This is a genomic window from Rhizobium sp. TBD182 (assembly GCF_001950375.1).
Taxonomy (GTDB): Bacteria; Pseudomonadota; Alphaproteobacteria; order Rhizobiales; family Rhizobiaceae; genus Agrobacterium; species Agrobacterium tumefaciens.
Window position 1 is genome coordinate 416,107 of the sequence record NZ_BDLN01000002.1, and the last position, 17,983, is coordinate 434,089.

At 58.0% G+C, this 17,983-nt stretch carries 13 protein-coding genes; 7 read left to right on the plus strand and 6 right to left on the minus strand.

The window, feature by feature from the left end; all coding sequences use genetic code 11:
• Positions 1–19: 19 nt before the first annotated feature.
• The 4 genes from T18_RS10675 to T18_RS10690 all read right to left on the minus strand — a co-directional run bounded on the left by T18_RS10675 (position 20) and on the right by T18_RS10690 (position 5,441).
• Positions 20–1,237 carry a glycosyltransferase family 4 protein gene (locus T18_RS10675; protein ID WP_003511252.1) on the minus strand — a complete coding sequence of 406 codons (1,218 nt, stop codon included), beginning with the start codon at positions 1,235–1,237 and terminating at the stop codon, positions 20–22.
• Between the two features lie 9 nt (positions 1,238–1,246).
• Positions 1,247–2,572 (minus strand): polysaccharide pyruvyl transferase family protein, encoded by a 1,326-nt coding sequence (locus T18_RS10680; RefSeq protein ID WP_003511253.1) that lies wholly within the window; start codon positions 2,570–2,572, stop codon positions 1,247–1,249.
• Complete coding sequence (locus T18_RS10685; protein ID WP_003511254.1) at positions 2,557–4,044, minus strand: lipopolysaccharide biosynthesis protein; 1,488 nt, start codon at positions 4,042–4,044, stop codon at positions 2,557–2,559. The genes T18_RS10680 and T18_RS10685 overlap by 16 nt, the downstream gene beginning before the upstream one ends.
• Before the next feature lie 161 nt (positions 4,045–4,205).
• Positions 4,206–5,441, minus strand: a complete 1,236-nt coding sequence (locus tag T18_RS10690; RefSeq protein WP_003511258.1) for a glycosyltransferase family 4 protein — start codon at positions 5,439–5,441, stop codon at positions 4,206–4,208.
• A gap of 470 nt (positions 5,442–5,911) precedes the next feature.
• Between T18_RS10690 and T18_RS10695 the strand changes: the two genes are divergently transcribed.
• From T18_RS10695 to T18_RS10725, 7 genes are all read left to right on the plus strand, one after another.
• Positions 5,912–7,240: a hypothetical protein gene (locus T18_RS10695; protein ID WP_003511259.1), complete on the plus strand. Its 1,329-nt coding sequence runs from the start codon at positions 5,912–5,914 to the stop codon at positions 7,238–7,240.
• Between the two features lie 140 nt (positions 7,241–7,380).
• On the plus strand, positions 7,381–8,499 hold the full coding sequence (locus T18_RS10700) for an acyltransferase family protein (protein ID WP_035199581.1): 1,119 nt from the start codon (positions 7,381–7,383) through the stop codon (positions 8,497–8,499).
• Positions 8,500–8,685: 186 nt separating this feature from the next.
• Positions 8,686–9,594, plus strand: coding sequence for a hypothetical protein (locus tag T18_RS10705; protein WP_038494171.1), 909 nt, complete (start codon positions 8,686–8,688; stop codon positions 9,592–9,594).
• Positions 9,595–9,724: 130 nt separating this feature from the next.
• On the plus strand, positions 9,725–11,980 hold the full coding sequence (locus T18_RS10710; protein WP_003511263.1) for a polysaccharide biosynthesis tyrosine autokinase: 2,256 nt from the start codon (positions 9,725–9,727) through the stop codon (positions 11,978–11,980).
• 10 nt (positions 11,981–11,990) lie between these two features.
• Entirely contained in the window at positions 11,991–12,650 is a 660-nt protein-coding gene (locus tag T18_RS10715) for a hypothetical protein (RefSeq protein WP_003511264.1), read from the plus strand.
• A 70-nt stretch (positions 12,651–12,720) separates the two neighbouring features.
• The gene (locus tag T18_RS10720) at positions 12,721–14,244 is read left to right on the plus strand and encodes an O-antigen ligase family protein (RefSeq protein ID WP_038494175.1); all 1,524 of its coding nucleotides are present in this window, start codon (positions 12,721–12,723) and stop codon (positions 14,242–14,244) included.
• A gap of 88 nt (positions 14,245–14,332) precedes the next feature.
• Positions 14,333–15,538: a glycosyltransferase family 4 protein gene (locus T18_RS10725; protein ID WP_003511266.1), complete on the plus strand. Its 1,206-nt coding sequence runs from the start codon at positions 14,333–14,335 to the stop codon at positions 15,536–15,538.
• 37 nt (positions 15,539–15,575) lie between these two features.
• Here T18_RS10725 and T18_RS10730 read toward each other — a convergent pair whose 3' ends face one another.
• Together T18_RS10730 and T18_RS10735 are read right to left on the minus strand one after the other, a co-directional pair.
• Positions 15,576–16,670 carry a glycosyltransferase family 4 protein gene (locus tag T18_RS10730; RefSeq protein WP_003511269.1) on the minus strand — a complete coding sequence of 365 codons (1,095 nt, stop codon included), beginning with the start codon at positions 16,668–16,670 and terminating at the stop codon, positions 15,576–15,578.
• A 55-nt stretch (positions 16,671–16,725) separates the two neighbouring features.
• Entirely contained in the window at positions 16,726–17,874 is a 1,149-nt protein-coding gene (locus T18_RS10735; protein ID WP_035251492.1) for a glycosyltransferase family 4 protein, read from the minus strand.
• Positions 17,875–17,983: the final 109 nt, after the last annotated feature.

Sequence of the window (17,983 nt, forward strand, 5' to 3'; positions counted from 1 at the left end):
GACGCATCACAATCGCGATTTATTTGCCGTTCAGAATATTGCCGAGCACCGTCATTTGCCGGCGGTTCCATTCGACAGCGTCAAGGAACGCATTGTTTCCCAATTCCTGCCGCTGCTCCCGATTGGAAGAGAGCCGCACAATGGCATTGGCAAAGGCCTGATGATCTCCATCTTCAACGACAATCACGCCACCACGATATCCTTCTGAAAGCCCCCTCACACCCGTCTGGGTGCTGATCGTTGGGACACCCGCAGCCAGAGCATCAAGCAGTTTTATATTGATGCCCGTGCCAAGCGTGATGGGATTGATGGAAAGTGGCGCGCGCGTGAACGCATCCTTCAAGTTCTCCACCCGGCCAAGCTTGAGAACCCCCTCCATGTCCTCGACCTTGCCACATATGCTACCTGCCAGCACCAGGCGAATGTCCGGACGGGCCGCCCTCACCAAAGGCAGGACATTGTGAAGGAAACTATTGAGAGAAATGACGTTCGCGTCGTTGCCTGAACCGAGAAACAGAAAATCAGCGGAAGTGAAGTCTTCCACTCTCTGGCCGAGATCCAGAATATGGCTCACCGTTTCAACCGCCGGCGGCTCCCCTGCCAGCCGCTGCTTGAACGAACGTTCCTCTTCTTCCTGTATGGCGACAACGACATCGGCGCGGCGGAATGCCTTGCATTCCACGTCCGGCGGAACCGAGAACCAGTACCCAAATCTGTTGGCCGTGTTCACGAACGCCTTGTGACGATCGGCGAAGGAATCGTGGGTGTCGAGAATGCGAAGCACATCATCCGGCAGCCCAAGAAAAGCTCTCGAATGAAAGGCATATTCGACGATAACAGCGTTAATCCCGAGTCGACGCTGAAGATCCAGGACCTGCCTGCCTATTTCCGGATAATAGAACTCGTCGAGGTAATTGTAGAAACCGCTGTCGCGGCCAAGGAGCCGTTGAATTTTCCGACGGGTTCGAAATGCGGTCAACCCAATCTCGAACCTGAAGTCGTCGATGAGCCGTGCTGCAAACCCGCATGTTTCCCTGGACACGACGTGCATATGTCCGGCCCCAAACTCGAGCTCATGGGCCGCGGGATCGAAATCAGCTATCATCGGAGTATCGACATAGACGAAATGCACTTCATGTCCGAGGCTACGCACGGCGCGTGTCAGCTGGAGAATCCTGTTCCGCGCACCCTCGTTGGCGGGAACGGCAGGGAATACGGAAACAAAAGCGACTTTCATGAAAATGACTCAAGGCTGCTTGGCGAAGGTCTCGAACACCTGAAAATTCCTTTTGGAAAGGTCCAGAATTTCAGGCAGCTTTTTCCCGACTTTTTCGCGAATCTCATCGGCCTGATCCACGAAATTGATCAAGGCATTCTTAATGCCATCATCCGTATGGAACTTAGCGGGCGAAAGCAGCTCAGCCGCGGAGAGACCGAAATGCTGGTACAACCCTTCGAACTTGCCTTGATACGCAATGCATATCACAGGAACGCCCTTGCCCAGCGCAGCGATCGCAAGATGCATGCGTCCGCTGACGAGGCCATCGAGTTTACCGGCAACGCCTTTTAAAACCGGGGCTGGCCATCTGCCATCCAGATATCGAACCCTGTCTGTCTGTGAAGATGGAGCAAGCTCGGTAATGGCCTTGAGGCAGGCTTGATCGCCCACGTCTTTCCGGTAGTCATGCGGAATGACCAGCCAGCAGACCGGTCTTGCATCGGCAACGAACTCCAGTGCTTCGGCCCCGCGCCTGATGATCGCCGCGATCTGCGCGCTATCCGCATTCTTGAACAGCATGGGATGCAGATTGAAGCCCATGACCCTGTATCCCTCGGCGCGCTTTCGCGCGATCCACGAGATCGTATCTTCATCGGGTTCCGATGGGACAAGACTAAATGCAGAATCGGAAACCAGTGCCGCCTTGGCCGTGGCAAAGGCGTTCAGACGCTCGAGGGAAACAACGTCACGCACATTGAGCGACACCCCCGGATGAAGGGAGCTGTAGAACTTCGCCAAAGCGGGGTGCGGCGTTTCATTAAAACTGAAACCGAGGATAACGTTTTTGATCCCGGTGGCGGCAGCCAGATCAGCGCTTGCCAGAAGTTTTGCGCTGACCAGCGGATGATAATAGCCATCCATCACGTCGGCGCCGACAACGACGATGCAATCGTACTTCCGCATCGCGAATTGCTGGGCAAGGGCCTGGATGAAGTCAGGCTTTCCAAAGATATCGACGGTAACAAAGCCTCTCTGCAAAGCAGAGTCGCCAAAATTCGTTCCGTCGACGAGGATGTCTATCTCGACACTGGGATTGCTCGCACGGGCATTCTGCACGGTCGCCGTGATCATCGCGTCATCGCCGGCGGAACCGAACAGGGTGATGGGATCACCAGCCACGATCAAAAGCCGGTTCAGCCGATCTCCGACGTTGATAGGCTTGATACTGTGCTTCAGCTCTTGCAGATCATTGAAGAGTTGCTGGACCGCATTATCCAGATTGCGCCGCTCGTTATATTGCACCAGCTTCCGACGCAGTGGTGCAGGGAGTATTTTTTTCACGAGCTTGCGCATTTTCTTTCCTTTCGAGAACCGATTTTGCTCATGATGAGGGCGATGGCGGACCGGGCCTCGCTTCTCGCGGTCAGAGCCAAAAGCAACAGATATGCGACGCCGAACATACCACCGAGCAGGATGCCGGAGACGAGGTCGCCCGCACCCAGCATTTTAACTTCAGGTCGCATCCACTGAACGAGCAGGAAGCAGAGACCGCTGGAACCGAAGCTTGGCAAAAGCAGGAGGAGAATTCTCCACAGCTTGATGCCGAGTTCCCGGGCGACAAAATAAAATGTGAAAGGCGTCGAAGTGAGCTGCCCGAAGACAAACACGATGACGATTTCCCGGATGTTTTCCGTCGGGACAAGCAATATCAACAGGATGGTAGAGATTGCCTTGACCGTCCCGGCAATCAGCACCTTGTCTGGCCTGCCGCGTGCGGACAGAAACGGGCCGTTTTGAAACTGGACGCATTGCAATGCACCAAGTAGCAGCAGCGGCCGCGCAACCGCGTCGGCACCCTGCCATTGCGCGCCGAACAGGACGTTGCAGATCTCTGGCGCCAACGCAGCCGAGAGCACGAAGATCGGTGTCGAAAAGATCGAAGATATGGTGATGGATTGCTTGTACAGTTCCGCCATGCGCTCCCGCTCGTGCGATATGCGGGACAGCACCGTCAACGAAACATCATATAGCGCCGCCTGAAGCAGCTGCATGAGAAGCTGATAGAGCCTGCTGCCGACGGTGTAGAGCCCAAAGAGAGCAACCCCGTAACGCCCCAGGATCATGACGTCGATAAGCCGCGTGGCTCCGAAATCCACGATGCGCAGACCGAGAGCCGACGAGCCGAAGCGAAGCAATTCGAAAAAAGTGTCGGGCTTGAGCGTGGTGCCCGGAAGCCAGTGCGGTTTGCGCCAGAGCCAGATCAGCGTCACAATGGTTGCAACATAAGTCTGAACGACGAGGCTCCAGACGCCCAGGCCCATGATGGCGAAAGCAATCGCAACGCCACCGCCGATAATATTCGAAATGAAGGTTCTTATTGCCAGCGGCTTGAACGCGAGAGCACGCCGATAATTGACTTCCTGAAAAAGCGAGGCGGTATTCAGCGGCAGCAATATGCAGATTGCCACGATGATCGGTGCCAGCCCTTCCACCTCGAACCAGCTTTCCAGTCGGGGCGACAGCAGACAAACAACGATGACAAACACCGTTGCCAGCGCAACGGACACATAAAATGGCAGATTGACGTCGCTTGGCTCCAGATTTCGTTTCTGCACGATCGCATCTGCGAAACCGAACTCCGACAGCATCTGGATGAGCATCAGAACCAGGCCCGCCGTGGCGACCATGCCGTAGTCGGTGGGGCTGAGGAACCGGGCAAGAACGATGAAAAGAATGGAGGTAAAAAGCTTTCCACCCCAGTTCTGGACGACGGACCAGAAAACGCCTGTTATCGCGGCGCTGCCTATCGAACTTTGCTCCGCCATCAACCTGCCGCCTGCAAAGCCGGTCGTGACAGCCCGACCACCGCAGCGGCCAGAAAACGATCGAAGTCCAGCTTGGGGAAACGGACTTTGCCGATATTGCTTTCTACCATGTGCTCTTTCCTTGGAAGAAACGCTTGCAACGGACCCGGTCCGTTGCCGGTCTAAGATGCGCGTAAGGTTCGGCTTTCCCTGCTTTTCGCCAGCACGTCCTCGTAGAGCTTCACATAGTTCTCACCCACCCGGCGTGAGGTGGATTCCTCGACGATATTTCCGAAATCGGCCTCCGTCGGCAATTGCTCGCGCGAAAGCGTCAACACCCGGCGAATGCGTGCGGCAAGATCCGCGGCGTTGCCCGGTTCGAACAGCCAGTCGTGGTTGGTCTCGCCGATCAGTTCCGGAATGCCGCCCGAGGCAGCGCCGATGACCGGAACCCCCATCGCGTAAGCCTCGTAGATGGTGCGCGGCGAAGGTTCAGCCCAGAAGGAGGGAACGATGAGCACATCGATCTCTTCGAAGAATTCCTTCGGCTTTGCCCAGCCGACGAACTCGATCGGCAGGTCGCCGGCCTGGGCCTTGAAGCGTTCGATGGAATCGTCCATCGCGTGGCCGGCAACAAGACAGCGCCAGTTACCGTGGCCGATTTCCCTGAAGGCATCGACCATGTTGCCGACACCCTTTTCCGTGTTGATGCGGCCGATATAGCCGAAGGTCATCGGCTTGCCGGTTCGGTCGATCTGCCTGCGTGCGACCGGGTCGCCCTCCGGAACCGTGCAGGAATAAAAGATCACACGGCGCATGCTTTCCGGAAGGTGATGGAAAAGCCCGTGATCGACATGGGTTTTAAGGATTTCCGTGCCAACGCTTGCCACCGCGCCGATGTAGCGCTGCGTGAATTTCTTGGTGAAATTCACCACCTGACAGCCAAGATGGATGTGTTCGCAGGGCTTGCCGCCCTTGAACATGGCGGCGTTACCGCACAGAAGATCATATTCGCAGATCGTGTGGACGATCGGAATGTTGCGTTTATGCGCCGCCCGCCACACCAGCGTCGTCACATCCAGCAGCGAGTGCGTATTGAGAACATCCGGCTTGAAATCGTCAAGAACGGCTTCGAACTGCTTCTCGACGTTGAAATTCCATTGCTGCTTGATCTTCTGCATGCGCCTTTGCTGCGGCGTATATTGTGGCCAGTCCTCCAGCCAGAAATCGTTATTGTGGAACATGCGGTAGACGCTGACGCCATTGCGCACCGTTTTGGGTTCGGCCTGCCGCTCTATGCAGGCGGCACCGACCTCATGTCCCATGGAGACGAGTTCCTCGGCAAGATGTTCGACCGAGCGTTCGCACCCGCCAACGATATGCGGCGGATAAAGGCTGCTGAGATGGAGAATTCGCATACGGATACGCTCTATTTCCTTATCGAAAATTTATGACTTCCGCTTGGCCTCGCCCATGTTGCCGGATACTCCGGGACCAATGAGACATGTGCAAAAAACACAAAAGGCAGAGCAGATTTAACGCTTGAAAATATGAATAACCAAAAATCCACTTTCAAAAAGCACGGGAACTGACGGCATTTCAAGTGCTTTTTTTTCGCGGCGCGACAAAAGTCATGCCGTGTTGCGAAAAGAACCTGTCCCGTGTTAGCTTCATTCTCATATGAAAAAACGTACGGGCGGAAGCGGTGAATTCTGTTTCGTCCGCAGATAATATCATTAATTTATATATTTATTTCATTTCAGAAACATGGATTTGATGGCGAATGAAGATGCCAAAAACTTCCAGGACAATCTGACATCTTGAGAGGCGCCGCCGATATGATCGCGGCTGCTTTTTATAATCTCGCCGGAATGACCAGGAGACGCAGATGAACGGAAAACAGCCGATCACCATGGGCCACCTGACACGGCGCGGCCTGCTTTCAGCTGCACCTTTCGCACTGGTTGCCGCCACGGGTGTGCGCCCCGCTTTCGCGCAGACTCAATCCGTTTTTTCGGCCAGCACGGAAGCCTTTTTGGACAGTGTGGGCGTGTGTGGCCATTTCGCCCGCACAAACGGCATTTATCCGGAAAGCTTCGAGCGCATCCTGCCTGAACTGGAAGCGCTTGGTGTGGGCCACGTGCGTGACGAGGGACTGATTACCGCAAGGGACAGCCGCAACAGCCCGGCTTTCCAGCGCCTGCGCAGGATTGTGGCGGCCAACGTTCGCCTCACGATCATCTGTTACGACAATCTCAACCCCTACGTCTCAACGCCACTGAACAGGATTGCCGATTTCTACGACTGGTGCGACGGCGGCATCGAAGTTTTCGAAGGCAGCAATGAACCGACGCTGACGAAAGACCCGGCCAATGCGCCGCGCATTTCGGCAGAGCATCAGGCTGCACTTTTTGCAACGATCCGCTCAACTCCGGCCGTGAGCAACGTACCGCTTGTCGCGCCAAGCTATATCCAGGCGAATACGGAGCTGGCGCTAAACCTGCAGAACGTATGCGACTTCGGCAATATTCACCCCTACGCCGGAATGGAACATCCCGAAACGACTGGGCCGGGGGCGCTCTCCAAATCTGTCGCGGCCTCGGCGCATATAGCAGCCGGCCGGCCGGTGCTCGCCACGGAGATCGGGTACCACACCTCACTGCATCCGAAGACCTTCCATTTTCCCGTCACCGAAGGCATCAAGGCGCGCTACATGCCGCGCACGCTCCTGTGGTCCTTCATCAGCGGCATCCGCCGGGCTTACATCTATGAAATGGTCTCCAGCTTTGCCGAAGACGAGACAAATCCGGAATCGTCCTTCGGCCTGCTGCGCCACGATCTGAGCCGGACCCCTGCGTACGGGGCCGTTCGTGCCCTTCTTGCGCTTTGCAAGGCAAGTCGACAAACAGAGCCAGCGGAACGCAGCCTCGCTTTCCTCAACGATGATTCCGAAAGGTTTTCCCTGCGCTTGACAAGACCAGACGGCGCGCTGCTCGCCCCGGTGTGGCTTGGCATACGCGGCTGGCAATGGCCGGCGCGGATCGAAAATCCGCCAGCCGAACGTGCAACGGCATTTTCGGTAACCGGCCCGCATAGCCAAGTCATCGCGCACCGGTTCGGCGATGACGGTTCCGTAAGCCAGCGGGTAATCGCAAAGGAAGGTGGACAATACCGGCTTTCCGTCAGCGACCAGCTTACGGTGCTGGAGGTTTTCTGAACGGCGTGCGGGCGAAAATTTCCGGCCGACAAATTTTATATATCGTGTCAGCCTATTGCATGATAGCCTTCTGAAATAGAGCACTTTTGCTCGCTGCTGCGAGCGCAAAATATTACTGTATAAATTTTTTCTTTTTATAGATGATGACGATGCAAAAAATTGAAAAAGCGCCTGTTTCCGGGGCGCAGCGTCTCGATATTCTTCAAATGATGCGTGCCCTGGCGGCAATCATGATTGTTGCGCTGCACGCGCAGGTGAACTGGGAGTTCTCGCTCGTCAACCTCCATCTCCTGAGGCTGGGTGCGGGCGTCGATCTGTTTTTCGTCATTTCCGGCTTTGTCATCGTTTATGCCTCCCGGCCCTATTTCGCAGCAGAGGGAGGGCGCTCGGCTTTTCTTGTGCGCCGGCTTCTCCGCATCCTTCCTCTTTACTGGTTCGTGTTGACCATGCGGCTCGCCATGGCCGCGGTCGCCGTTCTTCTCAGCGCCAAAGCCTTCCCGTCCTTGCAGGCCGTCCTAACCTCCTACCTCTTCATTCCCTATGACAGCATGGGTTATGGTGACGCCTATCCGTTTCCAATCATCGATCTGGGCTGGACGCTGAATTACGAGATGTTTTTTTATGTCGTATTCGCGGTTTTTATCTTCCTGCCGCTGGAACGCGCCGTGCTGACAACAGCGGCTGTGCTGCTCGCCGCAGTGCTCATCGGCTCCAACTTCAGTCTCGCCTTGCCGTTTAGTTTCTGGTTTCAGCCCATCATTCTGGAGTTCGTGGCGGGAATGTTGCTCGCCGTGCTTTTCCTGCGCGGCGTGCGCCTGCCGCCCTTGCTGGGGATTGCGGTGGCCCTTTGCGGCGTGGCGATTTGGACGCTTATCGATCTGAAAAGGTTCGAATTCCAATGTAATCCGGGCTGTTATTCCTATACCCGGCTGCTCGTTTTTGGCGGTGGCGCGATTTTCCTGATGGCCGCGGCAACCCTGACCAGGGGCATCTCCCTGCCCCGTTTTGCGCAGCCACTGGCGAAACTGGGCGATTCCTCCTACGCGCTTTACCTGCTGCACCCGTTCATCTTTCGGGCATTCCTGGTTGCTTCCGGCGGCATCACCTGGCCGCAGGAGTGGAAAAATGTCGTCTATCTCATCGTCGTCGCCAGCACCATCGCCATCGCCCACGCATTTCACGTCCTTGTCGAAACGCCCGCAAATATCTGGCTTCGTGACCGGCTGATAACACCCCGGCGAAAAGTCGCCGTGTCCTAACGCCCAGAGGAAAGTCCTCGTGTCTGCTGTTAAGTATACCCCGAAGTTCCGTTCACAAGTTTATTTTAGCACTTGATCGTTAGCTAAGGCTGTGCGATTTAAAAAGAAAATTTTAGATGTTGGATAACCATATTCAGCATTTCAGCTTACTTAAAATCGTATTTTTTAAAAATTTGGAGAGTTGTGATGTCCCGCCTTCGTATTGGCTCGACGCTCACTGGTGCGGTATTGATTACCAGCCTCGGTCTTTTTTCCGCAGTCGCCAACGCCCAGAACGTGGAACCAGCGCCGCCAGCTGCCGGGCAGCAGACGCCGCCGGTACAGACTGCGACAACTGGCACACCCGTGAAGGCCGCCGACGAAACCAACGCCGCATTTCTGGCTCGCGTTAACAGCTCCAATCCGGACGCGGTTTCCCTTGCTGCCGCGGAACTGTTCAAGCAGTCTCCGACGCAGGCAACGGTCAAGGATCTGGCCGGGATCGCTTCCAGCACCGATGCGGCAAACGCCGACATCACTGGAAAGGTGACGAACGGCTTTCCGATCATTGCCGTTTCCACCAGCGCGGCGCAGTTCTCCGAACAGCTTTCTGGCCTGATCCTGAGCGACTCCAGCCAGTTGCCCACCATCGTCGCACTGGCCCAGAAGGTCGGCAACAAGGACTTCTCCGAAGTTGTCGGCGAAGGTCTGGCGCTCGCCTATTCTACGGCGATGCAGAGGGGTAACACGATACTTGCCGCAGCAATCCAGTTGCAGACCAAGGGTGTCGGCGTGCCCTCCGATCTTCTGATCGCCTTTAGCGAAAATGTTCAGGGAACGGCGGCCGGTCCGGCAGCGCCTGCGGCAGCTGCAGCTGCTGCCTCACCGATCGGTGGCGCCGGCTCTTCACCTGCAAGCGGCAACAGCATTGGCGGCTCGGGAGCGGCGGGCTCACCAGCCGGTACGGCACAGGCCGGCGGCGGAGCCGCACCGGTTGGCGGTGGCGGCAGCGGTGGCAGCACCGGCAGCGGCGGAACCACCACAACCAACAACTTCTTTGCCGCGCCCCTTTCAACCGGCAGCACCAGCACGCCAGTCAGCACAAGTCCCGTTTGAACCCGGTTTTGCCGCCCTTCCTGCGGGAATGGCGGCCGCTTGTCCTACCATGCAACCGAGACTTGGCGGGTGCCACGCCCGCCAAAAAGAGCGAGGCTGACAGTTGTTGCAAAGGCACGATCCCCTGACTATGGCCGATATCGACAAAAGCGGATTTACAGCCGACTTTATCGATATAGACGCCGTTCTTGCCACGGTCCGCCGACAGTGGCGCGTCGTTCTCGCGGCAGTCGCCATTGCCGGGACAATCGGTCTCGCTTATGCCGCGACGGCCGTTCCGATCTATTCAGCTTCGGCTACCCTTTTGATCGACCGCAACAACAGCCAGGTCGTCGAGCAGCTATCAACGATCGGCGGCGTCGTGGAGGACGAGGCTTCCATTCTCAGCCAGGTCGAGGTCCTGCAATCGGAAACCATCGGGATTGCCGTCGTCGACAGTTTGAACCTCACGGAAAATCAGGAATTCAGGGCAAACCGTGCCTCGCTTCTGAGTTCGATATTCGGCACCATCCGTTCGCTCGTTAACGTTTCGCAGTGGTTCTCGCCGGCAAAAGAGACCGTCATCGATGACGGCACCCTGAAGCGGGCGCTGTCGGACCGGCTGCTGGACGGTCTCAGCGTCAAGCGTATCGGCCGTACCTACGCGCTGGAACTGACCTACAACTCGACATCACCGGTTCTAGCCGCCCAGATCGTCAATGCGGTGGCGTCGGCCTATCTGGTGGACAAGCTGAACTCCAAATACGAGGCGACGAAGCGGGCCAGCGACTGGTTGTCCGACCGTATTGCCGAGTTGCGTCAGCGGGCACTCGACACCGACCTTGCCGTACAGAAATTTCGCGCCGAACACGGCTTGATCGAGACCGGCAATAACGGCCTGCTTTCCGATCAGCAACTGGCCGAGTCCAACAGCGCGCTTATTCTGGCGCAGTCGGAAACAGCCAGGTCGCGAGCGCGGGTACAACGCATCGAACATATCCTTGCCACAGACGATGTCGACGCCGTCGTCACCGACATTCTCGAGAGCTCGGTTGCAAACGATCTGCGCAAGAAATATCTCGAATCCTCGAAGATCGAAACGGAAATCACCCGCAGGCTCGGCAGCAACCATGTTCAGGCGGTGCGTCTGCGCAACGAAATGCAGGAATACCGCCGGCTGATGTTCCAGGAAATCAGCCGTATTGCGCAAAGTTACAAGAGCGATCTGGAGGTTTCAGAAGCAAGAGAGAAATCACTTGCGGAGAGCGTTGCCAAGGCTACCAGCGTCAGCAACTCGGCCAGCCAGACCCAGGTTCAGCTTCGCGAATTGCAGCGTGAAGCGGAAACTTACAAGAACATGTATCAGACCTTCCTGCAGCGTTATCAGGAAGCGATGCAGCAGCAATCCTTCCCCGTAACGGAAGCACGCGTGATTTCGAGGGCAGTTCCGCCCAACATTCCGAGCAAACCGAACAAACCGCTGCTTTTGGCGCTGTTCATGATCATGGGCGCCGCGGCCGGCGGCGGCATCGCCATGTTTCGCGAGTTCCGCGACCGTTTCTTCCGCACCGGAGAACAGGTTCGCGACGTTCTCGGGCTGGAATTTCTGGGCAACACCCCGCTCGTCCAGAACAAGCCGGGCACGGATGTGTTGCCAAAGGGACAGGAGGGGCCGCCTACCGCCACACGACCGTCCAGCGTTGCCCGCTACACTGTCGATCACCCGCTGTCATCCTTCGCCGAAACGCTGCGCAGCACACGGCTTGCGATAGATCTCGGCATTCCCCCGAAAACCGGCGCGCGGGTGGTGGGCGTCGTATCGGCGTTGCCGAGCGAGGGCAAATCGACGATCTCCATCAATCTGGCTCAGCTTCTGGCCGGACAGGGAGCAAGGGTTCTTCTGCTGGATGCGGATATTCGCAACCCGGGCGCCACGCGCGCTTTGGGGCGCCATGCTGCAGAAGGCCTGCTCGAAGTGCTGTTAGAAGGCCGCAATATGCGCGATGTGCTGCTGCACGACGAAAAGACGCGGCTCGCTTTCCTGCCAACGGTTGTCAAGCAGCGCGTACCGCACTCCTCCGAGCTGCTAACATCGGCGCAAATGTACAAACTGCTGGCCGAAGCGAGCGGTCTCTTCGACTACATCATCGTCGACCTGCCGCCTCTCGGGCCGGTGGTGGATGCCCGCGCGATGGCCGGCCGGATCGACGGTTTCGTCTTCGTCACAGAATGGGGCAAAACCGCCCGCAGGGCGGTACGCAATACGATTGAAAACGAAGTCCAGATCCGCAAGAAGTGTCTCGGTGTCATCCTCAACAAAGTGGACACGGAAAAGCTGAAGCTTTACCGGGCTTACGGTTCAAGCGAATATTATCACGCGCGCTACACGCGATATTACCATGATTAGGCGGGACGGAATGGCGGGCCTGCGTAAATTCTTCGCGGTCGTGCCGGTTCTCATCCTTTCCGTGTTTGTTTTATCCGTCGCCGCACAGGCGTTTTCCGAAACCCGGCGGTTTTCCGATGTCGTCGCCTTGGCAAGAATTGCCGACGACAAAAACGGCCTGGCGCACGATCTTCTGGCGAAGACGGTCGATGGGCTGCACACCGTCGTTGCGGAGAAAATCTGCCGTTCGGATATCGTCAAGGCCGGGTTACGGCTCGTTCTCGCAGATCTCGATGCAAATGGCCAAGATGCGACGTCGGAGGCCGGTGCGGCGCGTCTCGGCTTTGCCGAAAGCTATATTCGTCACGCGCTCTCCTGTTTGCCTGCAAATGGCGATGTGTGGCTGCGTCTTGCCATGGTTCGTTCGCTGCGTAACGCCTCGCCAATGGAAATCGCCGTTCTGATGAATTTTTCCCAACTTTACGGGCCTGCAGACGCCAACCTGATACGCGGGCGCTTCGTGATGTGGCAGCAATTTCCAAAAGACACACTGCCTCAGGCCGATGCGGCCCGCAATGCGGACACGGCAATCGTCTGCGGGAAGGAGGGGGAAATCCTGCGATGGACCCTGCGGAAGATCTGTCCGCAGCAGCCGCAGGCCGGCATGAAACGCACCGTGCCGCTTCCGTGACATAGCGGCCCGCCTCGTCCTTCTACCTTAGACATCGTCGCAGCAACAGTTATTGCAAAGCCGAAAGCCAATGTCGTCCATCGAAGCCCAATCAGAACCGCTATCCTCATCGCCACCGCGACCGGTTGCGTTTCCAGACTATTTTCGGACGGCCGCCATAGTCATCTTCTGGGCTATCTTCCTGCTTGCGCTTCTCAATCGCGGCGCAACTGAAATCGAGAGCCGTATCGTCGTCACCGTTGCAATTTATTTGTTGCTCGTGCCCGCCATCCTGTTGTTCGGGCCGCCCCGGGCTGGTTCAAGCTTGGCACTTGTGGCGACCTGCCTTTTGCTGGGGGCACTCATCATCCAGATGTGGCTGCAATCATCTGTGCCGGGTATTGCTCCACCCAATCCCGCCTGGTCGACCGCCGCCATGTTTATGCAGCTCGCGCCCGACGCCACGGTTTCGCTCACCCCGGCGGATGATCGGCTCGGCCTGTTAAGCGCCGCCCTGCCCTTCGGCGCCTTCATGGCCGGCCTCGTCATTTTCGATACCGACGAGCGCGCGGCAAAAGCGCTGCGATGGTTCGCAATTGCCGGCGGATGGCTGGCACTGTTGTCAATCGTGCAATTTCTGCTTTTTCCAGAAACACTCGGCTTCATTCAGAAGCGCTTCTATCTCGGCAGCCTGACCGGCCTTTTCGTCAACCGTAATACCGCCGCCACCTTCTTCGGTCTCATTCTCCTGACCCTCGTCGTGATGCTGCACAAACGGCTGACGGCTCCAGACTGGGGAATGGTCAGGGCGCTGGTGGCAAATCGCCTGACCGTTCCAGTCGGCCAGAAACGCCTCATCCGCAAGGCCGCCTTCATCGGCGTGCTCACTGCCTTTTGCTTCATCGCCCTGATGCTGACCGGATCGCGCGCCGGCATCGCATCAAGCTTTGCGGCACTGAGTTTCCTCATTCTTCTGACCGTCTTCAACTCACCCATCAAAACAGGCCGCAACGCGGCTGCCCTGCGGCGCAAGCGGCGCGGCACGAAGCGCCGCGCGGCGATCGTGCTCGCCATTACGCTTGGCCTGTTCCTGCTCTTCGCCAATCGCGTGGCGCTTCGCATGGAAACGCGATTGGAAGACGACATGCGCTTCTGCTACATGCCGGGCATCGCGCGTGCCATTTCTGACAGCTGGCCTTGGGGAACCGGCCTTGCAAGTTTTACGGAAACCTATGCGCCCTATCATGCGGCGCAATGCGGGGTGGACGCCATCGTCACCCACGCCCACAATGTCTATGCCGAGGGACTGCTGACGCTCGGCCTCGCATTTCCATTTTATGCGGCTTTTTTCGTGCTCGTCCAACTCGCCATTTTTATTCGCGGGGCGCGCAAACGCAAAAACTACCGTTACGCCTCCCATCTCGGCCTTGCCGGGCTGCTGCTCGTCGCATTGCATTCGACACTCGATTTTTCGCTGCAGATCCCCGGCTTCGCAATGGCTTACGCGGTATTCCTTGCGCCCGTCGTCACGCTTTGTCTCAACCCCCCAGGGATTGGACGGGACCGGTCGCGGCGGCGCGAACCATCTCCAAGCGATCCCGCAATGCCGGCCTAGATCAGTCCGGATGGGCAGCAGCCATCATTTCGCTGATGCGCAATAGTTGTAACGATTACAAACCACACAAAGACGCGAGAATTTGGGCATGCGGATATTGCAAATAACGTCGCTGTTTTCTCCGGACCGGGTCGGCGGCGCGGAGATATTCGTGGAAGACCTAGCGCGCGGGCTGGCGGAGAATGGACACACGGTAGCGGTGGCGGCGATCTCACGCAAACAACAGGCCGTGGAGCTGCGGGATGATTTCGCCGTTTACCGCCTCGGACATACCACGCCGTTTTTTATCGGGGACTGGGAAGAGCAACCCGGATGGAAGCGAAAATACTACAAGATCGCCGTGCAGCTGGATCCGGGTCTCGTGCGCCGGCTTGCCCGCGTCATCGATGATTTCCGGCCTGATGTCGTCAACACCCATTCGCTGTCGGAGCTGACACCGCTGATCTGGCCGATGATCCGCAAGCGCGGCATTCCGCTCGCCCATTCCCTGCACGATTTCACCAGCATGTGCACCAACGGCTCCCTGTTTCATGACGGTCACATCTGCGACGGCACCAGCAAAAAATGCCGCGCCTTCTCTTACCTGCACCGGCGTTGCCAATGCGCCGTCGACGCTGTCGCCGGTGTCGGCCACGATATTGTCGAGCGCCATGTGCAGGCCGGCTTTTTCACCCATGTACCGGAAAGCCGCCGCACGGTCATCTGGAATGCCATCGCGCCGCCAGCTTCACAGACACAGCGCATTCCACGCGCGCCTGGGGACCCGCTTGTTTTCGGCTATCTGGGCCGCATCGAGGCGCCCAAGGGTGCAGATCTCCTGATCGAGTCGCTGCCGCTCCTGCCGCCGAAGGGCTGGCGACTGGTCATGGCGGGTCGCGCGCCGGGCGGCATCGAAGCCTACGAGCAAAAAACCGCCAACCTTCCGGTCGAATTTCCCGGCTACGTGGACGCCGATAGTTTCTTCGCCGGTATAGATTGTCTGATCGTTCCACCACTCTGGCCAGAGGCTTTCGGGCGCACGGTCGCTGAAGCTATTCTACGCGGTGTGCCGGTTCTCGGCGCTAATCTCGCCGGTGTCGCCGAACAGATCGGTCGGGACCGGCCGGAACGCCTTTTCACGCCGGGCAACGCCGCCGAGCTTGCCGCCCGCATCACTGACGCGATGCGCAACCCCGCCATTCTCGCTGAAACACCGGAAACCAAAGCGCGCATTTCGCAGGGCGTCGCGCCCGAACGGGTAATCGGGGCATACGAAACGCTTTATTCGGAGCTGCGCAGCGGCATCAGGGCATGAGCCGCAAGATTTCACCCGGGGACATGACTCCTAGACGTCAGGTCTGTTCATGGAAAACCTGCGCATAGCTTTCCGCCGCCTTCTGCCATGAATACAGCTTGCGGTTTTCATAACCCGCCTGGCGAAGATCGCTTGCCAGATCCGGCTCCCGAAAAAGCCGCTCAAGTGCCGCGACAAGGCTGTCAGAGTCCGCGGGATCGAAGGTGAGTGCGCCCTTTCCGGCGATCTCCGGCGTTGCGGAACGGTTGGAGCAGACGACCGGACACCCCAGTTGCTGCGCCTCGAGCACCGGCAGGCAGAACCCTTCATATGTGGAAGGCACACAAAGGCAGGCGGCGTGGCGGTAAAGGTCTGCCAGTTGATGGTCGTCTATGCCGGAAAGCCGGATCAGTCGCGCCTTCAGCTCCGGATCATCGAGCACGCTGCCGATTTCCTCGGCATCGTCGCGGCCAACATGCACGACGTGCAAATCCGGCCTAACTTTGCCAATCACGGCAAAAGCCTTGCCCAGAAGCGAAAAGTTCTTATTCGAAGTCGCGTTTCCGACCGCCAGTATGTAGGGCGCGGCAACTGGCGGCGGGCCGTTTAAACTCGCTAGATCGACATTCAGGGTGCTGTCAGAATGGATAGTCAGGCTTTTCCCGGCAGCCGATGGATAAAACTGCGCCAGATCCTTACGCGTCGCTTCCGATACGCAGGTGATCCGGTTCGAACCAGCCATCATCAGTCGAAAGATCAAATCCGTCGTCAACGTCGCCCGCCAGCCGATCTGTTCGGGGATGGTCTTGAAATAAAGATCGTGAACCAGTGTGACGCGCCGTTTGCCGCCGCTGGGACTTCCGAAGGGATCGGCGTTGAACAGCACATCGATGCCGAGCTTGCGGCAAAGTGCCGGCAACGTCATAGCCTGACGCAGCACATCAAACACCATGATACGCGGCCGCGGCGTCTCAATCAGCTGAAGGCGGCTTTCGCGCAGGTTTTCGGGCAGCTGTGCCCGCGTCCAGGGAGAGCGCAGGATGTAGTCGTCCCGCGTCTGATCCAGCAGCCGCTCCAGCAGGCTGAAGGTCACGCGGGCGACGCCGGAAGGTTTGCCGCCATACTGGCTCGGCATGTTTACGAGAATACGCATCCTGACCCTTCCGCTTGCCTGCACTTTCTGCCCGAATTGATCGCCAAGAGGCCCCTCACACTGCTTCCGACAGCAAAGCGGAAACGGACCGGCAGGTCTCCTCCAGCGAAAAACGCCGGCTCACATCCTCGCGGCCCTGCTGCGCCAGCCTTTCCGCCAGAGCCGGCTGCGACAGGATGCAGCCTAGTGCTGCCGCAAGCGCCGATGCGTCGCCCGGCGGCACCAGAAGACCCGTTTCGCCGTCCCTAATGATTTCGGTAACCCCACCACCGCGTGTGGCGACAACCGGCCGCCCGCACATCATGGCCTCGACCACCACCCGCCCGAACGGTTCGGCGACAACAGAGGTGTGGGCAACGGCATCCATCGATGCCATCAGCTCTGGTACATCCGACCGGAAACCGAGGAAGCGGATACGACCATCCAGACCGAGTAGGGATGCCTGCTCGCGGATGCGCGTCTCATAGGCGTCCTGCCCGAATAGCGCGCCGCCAACGATGACGGCCTGAACGCCATCCATCGCCGCGATCGCGTCCAGAAAGACGTGCTGCCCCTTCCATTCGCTCAGCCGGCCGAACAATCCGACAAGCGGTTCGGGACCAAGGCCCAATTCCGTACGCAACCGCGCAGCTCTGCCGGGATCGTGGGCCACAGCTTTTGCGGGGTCGAAGCCGTTATAAACGATGCGGACCTTTTCTGCCTGCCCGCCGGCTTCAACGAAAGCCCGGCCGGTTTCCTGCGAATTGACGGCCACCAGCCTTGCGAAAAGGCGCGCGAATGCCAGCGAGGCATGGCGATTGGCGGAGCTGAATGCGGGATCGGTGACTATATCGTGCAAAACCCAGACAAGTGGGCGGCGGCTGAGTTTCGCGGCAAGCGCGCAGACGAACAGCGCCTTCTGCGAATTGGCGCAGATCACGTCGTAATGTCTCGCCTGCTGGCTCAATTGCCAAGCGACGGCGACAACATCAGCAGCGCCAAGCAGCATTGCGCCAAACGATGAATCACGGCGGATCGACAGCATTTTTTCGCCAGCGGATAACATGACCGGAGGCCTCCCGGCCGCTGCCAGATCATCAGCAGCACCACCGCCACTGAGAAAACACGCTCGCCAGGAATGCGGTCCGGCCTTGACGAGGTCCGTCAGAAAAAGCTCGGCGCCACCCTTCTCTCCTGTGTGACTGACAAATAGAGCGGATGTCATGACATCACCTGTGAAGTACCAGAGCACCCAAGTTGCCATTGTCCTAAATTGCGGGCATGAATGGACAGCGCGTGAAAATGAAGAGTGCACTTGCCAACGGCAGGGATAG

What these genes read in the sequence shown, in the direction of transcription:
- T18_RS10690 (WP_003511258.1), bottom strand. Translation starts at nt 5,441, where the DNA reads ATGCGAATTCTCCATCTCAGCAGCCTTTATCCGCCGCATATCGTTGGC.
- T18_RS10725 (WP_003511266.1), top strand. Translation starts at nt 14,333, where the DNA reads ATGCGGATATTGCAAATAACGTCGCTGTTTTCTCCGGACCGGGTCGGC.
- T18_RS10730 (WP_003511269.1), bottom strand. Translation starts at nt 16,670, where the DNA reads ATGCGTATTCTCGTAAACATGCCGAGCCAGTATGGCGGCAAACCTTCC.
- T18_RS10735 (WP_035251492.1), bottom strand. Translation starts at nt 17,874, where the DNA reads ATGACATCCGCTCTATTTGTCAGTCACACAGGAGAGAAGGGTGGCGCC.
- T18_RS10715 (WP_003511264.1), top strand. Translation starts at nt 11,991, where the DNA reads ATGGCGGGCCTGCGTAAATTCTTCGCGGTCGTGCCGGTTCTCATCCTT.
- T18_RS10685 (WP_003511254.1), bottom strand. Translation starts at nt 4,044, where the DNA reads ATGGCGGAGCAAAGTTCGATAGGCAGCGCCGCGATAACAGGCGTTTTC.
- T18_RS10695 (WP_003511259.1), top strand. Translation starts at nt 5,912, where the DNA reads ATGAACGGAAAACAGCCGATCACCATGGGCCACCTGACACGGCGCGGC.
- T18_RS10680 (WP_003511253.1), bottom strand. Translation starts at nt 2,572, where the DNA reads ATGCGCAAGCTCGTGAAAAAAATACTCCCTGCACCACTGCGTCGGAAG.
- T18_RS10675 (WP_003511252.1), bottom strand. Translation starts at nt 1,237, where the DNA reads ATGAAAGTCGCTTTTGTTTCCGTATTCCCTGCCGTTCCCGCCAACGAG.
- T18_RS10710 (WP_003511263.1), top strand. Translation starts at nt 9,725, where the DNA reads ATGGCCGATATCGACAAAAGCGGATTTACAGCCGACTTTATCGATATA.
- T18_RS10720 (WP_038494175.1), top strand. Translation starts at nt 12,721, where the DNA reads ATGTCGTCCATCGAAGCCCAATCAGAACCGCTATCCTCATCGCCACCG.
- T18_RS10700 (WP_035199581.1), top strand. Translation starts at nt 7,381, where the DNA reads ATGATGACGATGCAAAAAATTGAAAAAGCGCCTGTTTCCGGGGCGCAG.
- T18_RS10705 (WP_038494171.1), top strand. Translation starts at nt 8,686, where the DNA reads ATGTCCCGCCTTCGTATTGGCTCGACGCTCACTGGTGCGGTATTGATT.